This is a genomic window from Pseudomonas aeruginosa (assembly GCF_001457615.1).
Classification (GTDB): domain Bacteria; phylum Pseudomonadota; class Gammaproteobacteria; order Pseudomonadales; family Pseudomonadaceae; genus Pseudomonas; species Pseudomonas aeruginosa.
Map to the genome: position 1 here is coordinate 2,179,121 of NZ_LN831024.1, position 11,351 is coordinate 2,190,471.

At 66.5% G+C, this 11,351-nt stretch carries 10 protein-coding genes, 2 pseudogenes and 2 riboswitches; of the genes and pseudogenes, 6 read left to right on the forward strand and 6 right to left on the reverse strand.

Translation table 11 applies throughout. The features are described 5' to 3' along the window. The first annotated feature begins 49 nt into the window (after nucleotides 1-49). Nucleotides 50-682, forward strand: coding sequence for a DUF4823 domain-containing protein (locus tag AT700_RS10090; RefSeq protein WP_003091112.1), 633 nt, complete (start codon nucleotides 50-52; stop codon nucleotides 680-682). Continuing rightward, nucleotides 675-1,244 (forward strand): DUF1285 domain-containing protein, encoded by a 570-nt coding sequence (locus AT700_RS10095; RefSeq protein WP_003113996.1) that lies wholly within the window; start codon nucleotides 675-677, stop codon nucleotides 1,242-1,244. Before AT700_RS10090 ends, AT700_RS10095 begins: the two co-directional genes overlap by 8 nt. 48 nt (nucleotides 1,245-1,292) lie before the next feature. Here AT700_RS10095 and AT700_RS10100 read toward each other — a convergent pair whose 3' ends face one another. Next, nucleotides 1,293-2,948 carry an electron transfer flavoprotein-ubiquinone oxidoreductase gene (locus AT700_RS10100; RefSeq protein WP_003102932.1) on the reverse strand — a complete coding sequence of 552 codons (1,656 nt, stop codon included), beginning with the start codon at nucleotides 2,946-2,948 and terminating at the stop codon, nucleotides 1,293-1,295. 320 nt (nucleotides 2,949-3,268) lie between these two features. On the opposite strand from AT700_RS10100, the gene AT700_RS10105 reads away from it, so the two are divergent. The 3 genes from AT700_RS10105 to fabV all read left to right on the forward strand — a co-directional run bounded on the left by AT700_RS10105 (nucleotide 3,269) and on the right by fabV (nucleotide 6,328). Then, complete coding sequence (locus AT700_RS10105; protein WP_003091107.1) at nucleotides 3,269-4,018, forward strand: electron transfer flavoprotein subunit beta/FixA family protein; 750 nt, start codon at nucleotides 3,269-3,271, stop codon at nucleotides 4,016-4,018. Then, nucleotides 4,018-4,947, forward strand: a complete 930-nt coding sequence (locus AT700_RS10110; RefSeq protein WP_048521046.1) for an electron transfer flavoprotein subunit alpha/FixB family protein — start codon at nucleotides 4,018-4,020, stop codon at nucleotides 4,945-4,947. The genes AT700_RS10105 and AT700_RS10110 overlap by 1 nt, the downstream gene beginning before the upstream one ends. A gap of 184 nt (nucleotides 4,948-5,131) precedes the next feature. Continuing rightward, a complete protein-coding gene (gene fabV, locus AT700_RS10115) occupies nucleotides 5,132-6,328 on the forward strand; it encodes an enoyl-ACP reductase FabV (RefSeq protein ID WP_003102929.1) in 1,197 nt (398 codons plus the stop codon). Nucleotides 6,329-6,401: 73 nt separating this feature from the next. On the opposite strand, the gene AT700_RS10120 is transcribed toward fabV, so the two are convergent. The 5 genes and pseudogenes from AT700_RS10120 to AT700_RS10140 all read right to left on the reverse strand — a co-directional run bounded on the left by AT700_RS10120 (nucleotide 6,402) and on the right by AT700_RS10140 (nucleotide 9,627). Further along, the gene (locus tag AT700_RS10120) at nucleotides 6,402-7,349 is read right to left on the reverse strand and encodes an alpha/beta fold hydrolase (RefSeq protein WP_003091085.1); all 948 of its coding nucleotides are present in this window, start codon (nucleotides 7,347-7,349) and stop codon (nucleotides 6,402-6,404) included. A 128-nt stretch (nucleotides 7,350-7,477) separates the two neighbouring features. Continuing rightward, complete coding sequence (gene cobM, locus AT700_RS10125; protein ID WP_003102926.1) at nucleotides 7,478-8,230, reverse strand: precorrin-4 C(11)-methyltransferase; 753 nt, start codon at nucleotides 8,228-8,230, stop codon at nucleotides 7,478-7,480. Beyond that, nucleotides 8,227-8,654 (reverse strand): annotated as a pseudogene (locus AT700_RS30590) (cobalamin biosynthesis protein). Before AT700_RS30590 ends, cobM begins: the two are co-directional and overlap by 4 nt. A 72-nt stretch (nucleotides 8,655-8,726) precedes the next feature. Continuing rightward, a pseudogene (locus AT700_RS10135) lies at nucleotides 8,727-9,427 on the reverse strand (CbtA family protein). A gap of 17 nt (nucleotides 9,428-9,444) precedes the next feature. Next, on the reverse strand, nucleotides 9,445-9,627 hold the full coding sequence (locus AT700_RS10140) for a CbtB domain-containing protein (protein WP_003091059.1): 183 nt from the start codon (nucleotides 9,625-9,627) through the stop codon (nucleotides 9,445-9,447). Between the two features lie 101 nt (nucleotides 9,628-9,728). Then, nucleotides 9,729-9,879: riboswitch (cobalamin riboswitch) on the reverse strand. Between the two features lie 58 nt (nucleotides 9,880-9,937). Further along, a riboswitch (cobalamin riboswitch) is annotated at nucleotides 9,938-10,129 on the forward strand. Between the two features lie 120 nt (nucleotides 10,130-10,249). Here AT700_RS10140 and cobW point away from each other — a divergent pair. Beyond that, nucleotides 10,250-11,302: a cobalamin biosynthesis protein CobW gene (gene cobW, locus AT700_RS10145; RefSeq protein WP_003102922.1), complete on the forward strand. Its 1,053-nt coding sequence runs from the start codon at nucleotides 10,250-10,252 to the stop codon at nucleotides 11,300-11,302. The last annotated feature ends 49 nt before the right edge of the window (nucleotides 11,303-11,351 follow it).

Consider the following 11,351-nt stretch of genomic DNA (forward strand, 5'->3'; position numbering starts at 1 on the left):
ATCGGCTCGTCATTCGCCGGTTTTCCGACGCCGGCAGGGGAGATGACCGATGTTGCACCTGTTCCGTATCGCCCTGGCGATGCTCCTCCTGGGCAGCCTGTCCGCCTGCATGAAGCCCAGCGACCTGGCCGACGGCGCCGACTACTACCTGCGCGACGCCGGGGTGCTCGATCACAGCGCCAGCCAGCGCAGCAACAACCGGCGGATCCAGGCCGACTCCTTCATCTACATCGGCCAGGGCCCGTTCGTGCCGCCGGGCTACCGGTACGCGCGGCCGAACGTGGTGGCCGAGCAGGCCTTCGAAGGTTTCGTCGAGTATTTCCCGCTGGTGCGCCGCGCCAAGGCGCCGCTCGGCCTGGACGACGCGATGCGCGAGGCGCGTGCCGCCGGCGCTCACTACCTGCTGTACTGCCGTTTCGCCCGGGGCGACAACAGGATCGGCAACTGGGAGGAGTGGGAAGACGAAGAGGAACTCGGCCGGGTCGGGCGCGATCGCAGTGTCATCCAGGTCATGCTGATCGAGACCAGCACCCGTTTCCTGGTGGACAGCGCGACCATCCGCAGCCGCGGCGGTTTCCTGACGTTCTACGACGCCACCCCGGAAGACCTGCTGCGTCCCCCGCTGGAGCAATACGCCCAGGAATTGCTGGGCCTGAACAGTCGAGGAACAGGCTATGAGTGATACCGGCAAGGCCAACGACCTGCTGGCGCAGATCCCCAGGGGCGAAAAGAAGGGCCTGCCGCCCGTGCACCTGTGGAATCCGCCGTTCTGCGGCGACATCGACATGCGCATCGCCCGCGACGGCACCTGGTTCTACCTGGGCACGCCGATCGGACGCAAGCCGATGGTGAAGCTGTTCTCCAGCATCATTCGCCGCGACGGCGACGACTATTTCCTGGTGACTCCGGTGGAAAAGGTCGGTATCCGCGTCGACGATGCGCCCTTCGTCGCGGTGACCCTGCAGGTGCAGGGCGAGGGCGGGGCGCAGGTACTGCGCTTCGCCACCAACGTCGAGGACGAGGTCGAGGCGGACGCCGGGCATCCGCTGCGCGTCGAGATCGACCCCCGCAGCCAGGAACCCACGCCCTACCTGCGGGTGCGCGACAACCTCGAGGCGCTGGTGCATCGCAACGTGTTCTACCAGCTGGTCGAGCTGGCGGTGCCGCGCCGGATCGACGGCATCGAATGGCTCGGCGTCTGGAGCCACGGCGAGTTCTTTCCCCTCGGCCCGCAGCCGGACTGACAGGCGCAGCATGAAAAAAGGCTCCCGAGGGAGCCTTTTTCGTTTGCCTTACATGTTGGGGTAGTTCGGCCCGCCGGTACCTTCCGGCGCCACCCAGGTGATGTTCTGCGCCGGGTCCTTGATGTCGCAGGTCTTGCAGTGCACGCAGTTCTGCGCGTTGATCTGGAAGCGCTTGCTGCCGTCGTCGTTGGCCACCACTTCGTACACGCCTGCCGGGCAGTAGCGCTGGGCCGGCTCGTCGTAGAGCGGCAGGTTCTTCTCGATCGGAATGCTCGCATCGGCCAGCTTGAGGTGGATCGGCTGGTCTTCCTCGTGGTTGGTATTGGAGAGGAACACCGAGGACAGCTTGTCGAAGCTGAGCTTGCCGTCCGGCTTCGGGTAGTCGATCTTCGGCGCTTCGCTGGCCTTTTTCAGGCAGGCGTAGTCCGGCTTGTCGTCATGCAGGGTGACGGGGATCTTGCCGCCGAAGATGTTCTGGTCGATGAAGTTGAACGCGCCGCCGCCGATAGCGCCGAACTTGTGGATGGCCGCGCCGAAGTTGCGGCTGCGGAACAGTTCGTCGTACAACCAGCTGGCCTTGAACGCATCGACGTAGCTGGACAGCTCGTCGCCGCCTTCGCGGCCGGCGGCCAGGGCCTCGGCGATCGCGTCGGCGGCGAGCATGCCGGACTTCATCGCGGTGTGGCTGCCCTTGATCTTGGCGAAGTTCAGGGTGCCGAGGTCACAACCGATCAGCGCGCCGCCGGGGAAGACCATCTTCGGCAGCGAATTCAGGCCGCCCTTGCAGATGGCCCGGGCGCCGTAGGCCACGCGCTTGCCGCCTTCCAGGTACTGCTTGACCACCGGGTGGTGCTTGTAGCGCTGGAACTCGTCGAACGGCGACAGGTGCGGGTTGCTGTAGGACAGGTCGATGATCAGGCCGACGAACACTTGGTTGTTCTCCAGGTGGTAGAGGAACGAGCCGCCGGTATTTTCGTCGTTCAGCGGCCAGCCGGCGGTATGGACCACCAGGCCGGGCTTGTGCTTGGACGGGTCGATGTCCCAGATTTCCTTGATGCCGATACCGTAGTGCTGGGCATCGGCCTCGCTATCCAGGTTGTATTTCTTGATCAGTTGCTTGCCGATGTGCCCGCGGCAGCCTTCGGCGAACAGGGTGTACTTGGCCCGCAGCTCCATGCCGGGGGTGTAGTAGCCTTCTTTCGGGTTGCCTTCGCGGTCGACGCCGAGGTCGCCGGTGACGATGCCGCGGACCACGCCGTTCTCGTCGATCAGCGCTTCCTGGGCGGCGAAGCCCGGATAGATCTCCACGCCCAGTCCTTCGGCCTGCTGGGCCAGCCAGCGGCAGAGGTTGCCCAGGGAGATGATATAGTTGCCCTCGTTGTGCATGGTCTTGGGCACGAAGAAGTTGGGCACCTTGGTAGCGCTCTCGGCGCTCTTCAGGACGTAGATGTCGTCGCCGGTCACCGGGGTATTGAGCGGCGCGCCGAGTTCCTTCCAGTCGGGGAACAGCTCGTTCAGCGCGCGCGGCTCGAACACCGCGCCGGAGAGGATGTGGGCGCCCACTTCGGAACCCTTCTCGACCACGCAGACGCTGATCTCTTGACCGGCTTCGGCGGCCTTCTGCTTCAGTCGGCATGCGGCGGACAGACCGGCGGGGCCGGCGCCGACGATGACGACGTCGAATTCCATGTATTCGCGTTCCACTATCGATCTCCTACTCAAGGCTCACGGTATCTGTTTATTGGTGGCTGAGATCTTTCCCTGATCAGAGCGGGCGCATTATATATAGCTGCATGGGCAGGTCCAATACAAACGTTTGTTTGAATTCTTTGGAAGCCTGATAGAATCGGCATTCGAGGGGGGGAAACCACCCTTTTGCCGTATTGACCGAAAAGGGTGATCCGGTCAAGATACGGGCGGTTTTGCGGTCGCTGTCTAGCAGAGTGTCGGTTTCCGGCCGGCGAGCATCACCGGCCAGGCCTGTCTGGCGACATCCTTATTCACCGGAGAATAACGAGGAATCCATGAAGGTTCTTGTAGCAGTCAAACGAGTGGTCGACTACAACGTCAAGGTCCGCGTCAAGGCGGACAACTCCGGCGTCGACCTCGCCAACGTCAAGATGTCCATGAACCCCTTCTGCGAAATCGCCGTGGAAGAAGCCGTGCGCCTGAAAGAGAAGGGCGTGGCTACCGAGATCGTCGCTGTCTCCGTCGGCCCGACCGCCGCCCAGGAGCAACTGCGCACCGCGCTGGCGCTGGGCGCTGACCGTGCGATCCTGGTGGAGAGCAACGACGAGCTGAACTCCCTGGCCGTGGCCAAGCTGCTCAAGGCCGTGGTCGACAAGGAGCAGCCGCAGCTGGTGATCCTCGGCAAGCAGGCCATCGACAGCGACAACAACCAGACCGGCCAGATGCTCGCCGCGCTGACCGGCTACGCCCAGGGCACCTTCGCCTCCAAGGTCGAGGTCGCTGGCGACAAGGTCAACGTGACCCGCGAGATCGATGGCGGTCTGCAGACCGTCGCGCTGAACCTGCCGGCCATCGTCACCACCGACCTGCGCCTGAACGAGCCGCGCTACGCGTCGCTGCCGAACATCATGAAAGCCAAGAAGAAGCCGCTGGACGTGGTGACCCCGGACGCCCTGGGCGTTTCCACCGCTTCCACCGTGAAGACCCTGAAGGTCGAGGCGCCGGCTGCACGCTCCGCTGGCATCAAGGTCAAGTCCGTGGCTGAACTGGTAGAGAAACTGAAGAACGAGGCGAAGGTAATCTAATGGCTATCCTGGTTATCGCTGAGCACAACAACGCGGCCCTGGCGGCTGCCACCCTGAACACCGTTGCCGCTGCCAAGGCCATTGGCGGCGACATCCACGTGCTGGTCGCCGGACAGAACGTTGCCGCCGTGGCCGAAGCCGCCGCCAAGGTCGAGGGCGTCTCCAAGGTGCTGGTCGCCGACAACGCCGCCTACGCCCACCAACTGCCGGAAAACGTCGCACCGCTGATCGCCGAGCTGGGCAAGAACTACAGCCACGTGCTGGCCCCGGCTACCACCAACGGCAAGAACTTCCTGCCGCGCGTCGCCGCGCTGCTGGACGTCGACCAGATCTCCGAGATCGTCGAAGTGGTCAGCCCCGACACCTTCAAGCGTCCGATCTACGCCGGCAACGCCATCGCTACCGTGCAGTCCTCGGCTGCGGTCAAGGTGATCACCGTGCGTACCACCGGCTTCGACGCCGTCGCCGCCGAAGGCGGTTCGGCTGCCGTCGAGCAGGTTTCCGGCCCGGCCGATACCGGCAAGTCCGCCTTCGTCGGCGAAGAGCTGGCCAAGTCCGACCGTCCGGAACTGACCGCTGCCAAGATCGTGGTCTCCGGCGGCCGCGGCATGCAGAACGGCGACAACTTCAAGATCCTCTACGCCCTGGCCGACAAGCTGGGTGCCGCAGTCGGCGCTTCCCGCGCCGCGGTCGACGCCGGTTTCGTGCCGAACGACATGCAGGTCGGCCAGACCGGCAAGATCGTCGCCCCGCAGCTGTACATCGCGGTGGGTATCTCCGGTGCCATCCAGCACCTGGCGGGCATGAAGGACTCGAAGGTGATCGTCGCGATCAACAAGGACGAAGAGGCGCCGATCTTCCAGGTCGCCGACTACGGCCTGGTCGCCGACCTGTTCGACGCCGTACCGGAGCTGGAAAAGGCCGTCTGAGCCCGATTCCAAGCCGACAAGACCCGCTCCCCGGAGCGGGTTTTTTTATGTCCGGGCTGCGACGCGTGACCCTTTGGTCACGATTCCTGCCTTCGGTCCGCCCAAGCGGAGGTGTCTCATTTACAATGCGCGACGTCTCTAGCTCCTGAATGTGCTTTTCCGGCATCTAGCAACCGAGGTTTTCATGATCATCAAACCGCGCGTGCGTGGCTTCATCTGCGTCACTACCCATCCGGCAGGCTGCGAGGCCAACGTCAAGCAACAGATCGACTACGTCGAGGCCAAGGGCCCCGTCGTCAACGGACCGAAGAAGGTCCTGGTCATCGGTTCCTCCACCGGCTATGGCCTGGCTGCCCGCATCACCGCCGCGTTCGGTTCCGGCGCCGATACCCTCGGGGTGTTCTTCGAGCGTCCGGGCAGCGAGAGCAAGCCGGGCACCGCCGGCTGGTACAACTCGGCGGCCTTCGAGAAGTTCGCCCACGAGAAAGGCCTGTATGCCCGCAGCATCAATGGCGACGCTTTCTCCGACGAGGTGAAGCGGCTGACCATCGAGACCATCAAGCGCGATCTCGGCAAGGTCGACCTGGTGGTCTACAGCCTGGCCGCGCCGCGCCGTACCCATCCGAAGAGCGGCGAAGTGTTCTCCTCGACCCTCAAGCCGATCGGCAAGTCGGTCAGCTTCCGTGGCCTGGACACCGACAAGGAAGTGATCAAGGACGTGGTCCTGGAGGCGGCCAGCGACCAGGAGGTCGCCGATACCGTTGCGGTGATGGGCGGCGAGGACTGGCAGATGTGGATCGACGCGCTGCTGGAGGCCGACGTGCTGGCCGACGGCGCGAAGACCACCGCGTTCACCTACCTGGGCGAGAAGATCACCCACGACATCTACTGGAACGGTTCCATCGGCGCAGCCAAGAAGGATCTCGACCAGAAGGTCCTCGGTATCCGCGACAAGCTCGCCCCGCTGGGCGGCGACGCGCGCGTCTCGGTGCTCAAGGCGGTGGTGACCCAGGCCAGCTCGGCGATCCCGATGATGCCGCTGTACCTGTCGCTGCTGTTCAAGGTGATGAAGGAGCAGGGTACCCACGAAGGTTGCATCGAGCAGGTCGACGGCCTGTACCGGGAGAGCCTGTACGGCGCCGAGCCGCGCCTCGACGAGGAAGGCCGCCTGCGTGCCGACTACAAGGAACTGCAGCCGGAAGTGCAGTCCCGTGTCGAGGAGCTGTGGGACAAGGTAACCAACGAGAACCTTTACGAATTGACCGACTTCGCTGGCTACAAGAGCGAGTTCCTCAACCTGTTCGGTTTCGAGGTCGCTGGGGTCGACTACGAGCAGGACGTCAACCCGGACGTGCAGATCGCCAACCTGATCCAGGCCTGAGGCCTGGATCCGAGCCGTCCTCGCGACGGCTCCCGCTCCCCCGGAACCGGCGCCCAGGCGCCGGTTCGCGTTTTCAGCGACCGGCCACCTGGGCGTTCCGTACGCCGTCGAGGAAGGCCTGGTAGTGCTGCGCGGTTTCCTCCGGGCGTTCGACCATCGGCACGTGTCCGCAGTTTTCCATGATCACCACGCTGGGCCGCTTCAGCAGCGGACGCATCACCTCGATGCTGGAGACGTCCAGCACGCGGTCGCGGTCGCCCCAGAGCAGCAGGGTCGGTGCCTCGATCTTCGGCAGTTCCGGCTCCAGCGGGATGTAGCGCTGGCGCAGTTGTTCGAATATCTGCGCGTTGAACGCCGACGCGGCTACCGCGCGTTCGCCGAGGTAGCGCTTGAGCGGCGCCGGCAGCGGCGGTTGCTGGACGAACACGAAGTCGAGCAGCTTCTGGAAGTCTTCCGGCTGGCGCACCACCAGGGGATTCTCGCCGCGCTCCAGGTCCTCGAACAGTTCGCTCTTGCGCGCCGGCATCACCCCGGCGTTGTCGATCAGCGCCAGCGATAGCACCTGTTCCGGATGGCGCGCCGCGTAGAGCGCGGCGATGTGCCCGCCCATGGAGTTGCCGGCCAGGTGCAGGCGGCGCACGCCGATGGCGGCGGCGAAATTGGCGACTCGCTCGGCCTGGGTGCCGACGTCGTAGCTGGCCTGTTGCGGCTTGCTGCTGTCGCCGAAGCCGGGCAGGTCGAGGGCGACCACATGGTAGCGCTCGGTCAGCGGCCGGGCGAAGCGCAGCCAGTTGTCCTTGTCGGCGCCGAAGCCGTGGATCAGCAACAGGGTCGGGTTCTTCTCCGAGCCACCTTCCAGGTAGGCGATCTCCAGGTTGTCGACCTGCACGCTGTGCTCGCTGAGACCGGCGAGACCGCGCTCGACGGTGCGTACGCTGGCGAGGAGGGTAGCCGGGACGAAGTAGAGGACGCCGGCGGCGACCGCCAGCAGCAGAACCAGACCGAGGAGGAATCGTTTCATGGGTGTCCGAAGGCTTCAGGAAAAAAGGGGCCAGCGCTGAACGCTAGCCGTGCCGGCCCGCTGTCGCAAGCCTTGTGACGAGTCTAGGCGTGCTGCCGGTGGTCGGCGCCGAACCTAAGGACGGCGGTTCATTCGCCGGGTCGATAGAGATGTCGATGCTCGGCGCGGTACAGCGAAGAGTCGGCGAAGCCTTCGGCGGCCAGCACCTCGCCGACCAGGATCAGCGCGGTGCGGCGGAAATTCCTGGCGGCGACCTTGGGCAGGATGTCGCCGAGGGTGCCGCGAACCTGTTCCTGGTCGGGCCAACTGGCCCGGTGGATCACCGCGACCGGGCAGTCGGCGCCGTAGTGCGGCAGCAGTTCCTCGACGATCTTCGCCAGGTGGGCGACGCCCAGGTGGATCGCCAGGGTCGCCCGGTGCCGCGCCAGGTCACCCAGGCTCTCGCCTTCCGGCATCTTCGTGCGTGCGGCGTAGCGGGTCAGGATCAGCGTCTGGGACACTTCGGGCAGGGTCAGCTCGCAGCCGAGCAGGGCGGCGCAGGCGGCGGTGGCGGTGACCCCGGGGACGATCTCATAGGGGATGCCGAGTTCGCGCAGGTGGCGGATCTGCTCGCCGATGGCGCCGTACAGGGAGGGATCGCCGGAATGCACGCGGGCTACGTCGAGGCCACGGCGATGGGCTTGCGCGAGTAGCTCGACGATCTGTTCGAGGTCCAGCTCGGCGGTGTTCACCACCTGGCCGGCCTGGTGCCCCTCGAGCAGCGCTTGCGGAACCAGCGAGCCGGCGTAGAGGATCACCGGGCACTGGCGGATCAGGCGCTGCCCCTTGACGGTGATCAGGTCAGGGTCGCCGGGACCGGCGCCGATGAAATAGACGGTCATGGGAGTTCTCGTTCGGTGAGAAGACGTGCCAGGGCGATGCTCGCCCGATCGTCGCTGCGTTTCGCGCCGAGCAGATCGGCGCGACCGCCACCCAGGCGTTCGGCCAGGGCCAGGGCGGCGGCCTCGGCGACGCTGGAGCAGCCGGTTTCGCGCAGCGCGACGGCGGAGGGGCTGAGCAGGCGCGGCTCGTAGTCGTGCAGGACGGCGGGTGCGAGGAAATGCACGGGCGTTCGAGCAGCGCGGCCAGTTGCCGCAGGCCGGGTTCGTCGCGTTTGCCGTCGATGCTGGCGAGGGCGTCCAGCTCGGCCAGGCTGCGCCCGTGTTCGCCCAGCGTTCGCTCCAGCAGCGCGCGCAGATGCTCGGCGCTACAGCCTCGGCGGCAGCCGATGCCGGCGATCAGCAGGCTGGGGATGGGCAGGGGCATGCGCGCACCGGAGGAAATGGAAGGAGAGGCACTATGGACCCGCGACCGGCAAGGGTCGCGGGTGGCAGGCGGTCAGGCGTCGACGCCGCCCTGTTGCGCCGGAACAGCCAGGCAGCGGCCAGGCCGAGGGCGGCCCAGAACAGCGCATTGCTGACCAGCGAGGCGACCACGAAACGCTGGGCCAGGGCTTCCGGCGCCAGGCTGGCATGGACCTCGGGCTGCGGCGCGCCGAACAGGTGCGGCAGCGCCAGCAGGACGGCGCCGACCAGCTTCAGCGGCCAGTTGCCGCCGAACACCAGCAGGGCCAGGCCCACCGCGGTGGCGGCGGCGGTGGCGATCCACCAGTACTGGCGTTGCACCAGGTCGGCCGCGGCGGTACCCGGCAGCTCCGGCGGCAGGCCCAGCGACGGCGCCAGGCAGAACACCGCGTAGCCGGCCAGGCCCCAGAGCAGGCCCTGCCAGGTCTGGCCCGGCGCGCGCAGGGTGAAGAGGCCGGCGAGCATCAGGGCGAAGCCGACCGCCACCACCAGGTTGCCGCCGGTGGTGGAGAGGGTACGCTGCCAGCCGTCCTCCGGCTCCCAGGCCTCCTCGTCGTGGACATGGGCGGCGACGCCGGGGGCGTGTTCGTGGGGCTGGGCCGCGACCGGCTCGCTCTTCTCGTAGGTCTCCGCCTCGAGGATCAGCGGGGTGACCCAGAGAATCTGCAGCAGGGTCAGCAGCAGGGCGGCGAGCAGGCCGGCGAAGCCGGCGGTCTGGGCGATGCGCTTGATCATTCTGGTTCCCTCGCGACTCAGTGGCAGGGGAAGCCGGAGCTGTGCCGGGTATCGTGGGCGGCGTTGTGTACCGCGTCGATGTGCGAGAAACCGGCGAAATAGACCAGCAGCGCGCCGAGCAGGCCGGCGCCGATGGCCAGGCTCAGTCGCTTCGACAGGGAGGTGGTGGAGCTGGCGTGCGCCAGGGTGCTGCTGGACATGGTGCGTTCCCTCTGGATTGGCATGGGCGTGGCAGAGGAGTACGCACGAGGAACAGGCCCGGACGGCCCGCTTCACGCTTGCGCCCGCCCACCGCGGGTGAATCAAACGAAAGGTTCCAGGCCGGTCTCCGGGCTCGCGCGCGATGCGCTTACCGTTGCGGGGGCAGCGCCGGACTGGCTCGGAGAGCGTCACCGGCTTCCCGTTTCACCTCGTGCGCGCCGGCACGAGACACCTGGGACAACCCGCCTAGGACAGCATGAAGGACCGCCGGGCGTCAACCGGCCCGATTGACCCTGGCCCGCGCACTGCGTAGCCTTGCCGGTTCGAGGTTCCTCGCCGGCGACGGCGGGGCTAAGAGGGAACGCGGTCGATGCCGCGGCTGCCCCCGCAACTGTGAACGGCGATCGTTCCCCAATGCCACTGCGTGACGCGGGAAGGCGGGGAACCGGCGGAGACGCCAGACCGTGAGCCAGGAGACCTGCCTCGTCGATCCCGTGGCGCGATGCCCGGGGACAAGACTTCCATACAACCGGGCGGGGTGATCCGGTGGCGAATCCGTTGCGCGGCCCCTGCGTCCGCGCCACTCGTCCGCATGCCCGCCGAGCTGAACAAGGGCTGCCCATGAAAACCCTGGCGAAACTCCCCGTCACCATCGTCACCGGCTTCCTCGGCGCCGGCAAGACCACCTTGCTCCGGCACATGCTGGACAACGCCGAAGGCCGGCGCATCGCGGTGATCGTCAACGAGTTCGGCGAACTCGGCATCGACGGCGAGATCCTCAAGCAATGTTCCATCGGCTGCAGCGAAGAAGAGGCGCAGGGCCGCGTTTTCGAGCTGGCCAACGGTTGCCTGTGCTGCACCGTGCAGGAAGAGTTCTTCCCGGTGATGCGCGAGCTGGTGGCGCGCCGCGGCGACCTTGACCAGATCCTCATCGAGACCAGCGGCCTGGCCCTGCCCAAGCCGCTGGTGCAGGCTTTCCAGTGGCCGGAAATCCGCAACGCCTGCACGGTCGACGCGGTGATCACCGTGGTCGACAGTCCGGCGGTGGCGGCCGGTACCTTCGCCGCCCATCCCGAGCAGGTGGACCAGCAACGCCGCCAGGACCCCAACCTCGACCATGAATCGCCGCTGCACGAACTGTTCGAGGACCAGTTGGCCAGTGCCGACCTGGTGATCCTGAACAAGGCCGACCAGCTCGACGCCGAGGCCCTGGCGCGGGTCCGCGCGGAGATCGCCGGGGAGCTGCCGGCGGCGGTGAAGATCGTCGAGGCGAGCCGGGGCGAGCTGCCGCTGCCGGTCTTGCTGGGACTCAACGCCGAGGCCGAGCTGCACATCGACGGCCGGCCGACCCACCACGACCACGAGGGCCACGAGGACCACGACCACGACGAGTTCGACTCCTTCCACGTCGATCTCCCCGAGGTGGAGGAAGCTGCGCTGCTCGAGGCCCTCGGCGAGCTGGTGGAGCGTCACGACATACTTCGCATCAAGGGTTTCGCCGCCATTCCGGGCAAGCCCATGCGCCTGTTGGTACAGGGCGTCGGCAAGCGCTTCGACAGGCATTTCGACCGCAAGTGGCTGGCCGACGAAGTCCGCAGCACCCGGCTGGTGGTGATCGGCCAGGAGCTGGACCAGGCCGCCATTGCCAACCAGCTGCGCACAGCGCTTGCCTGATCCGTGATCCCCGGCCGGGGCCGGCGATGGCGATTCGCCGGCCCCAGCT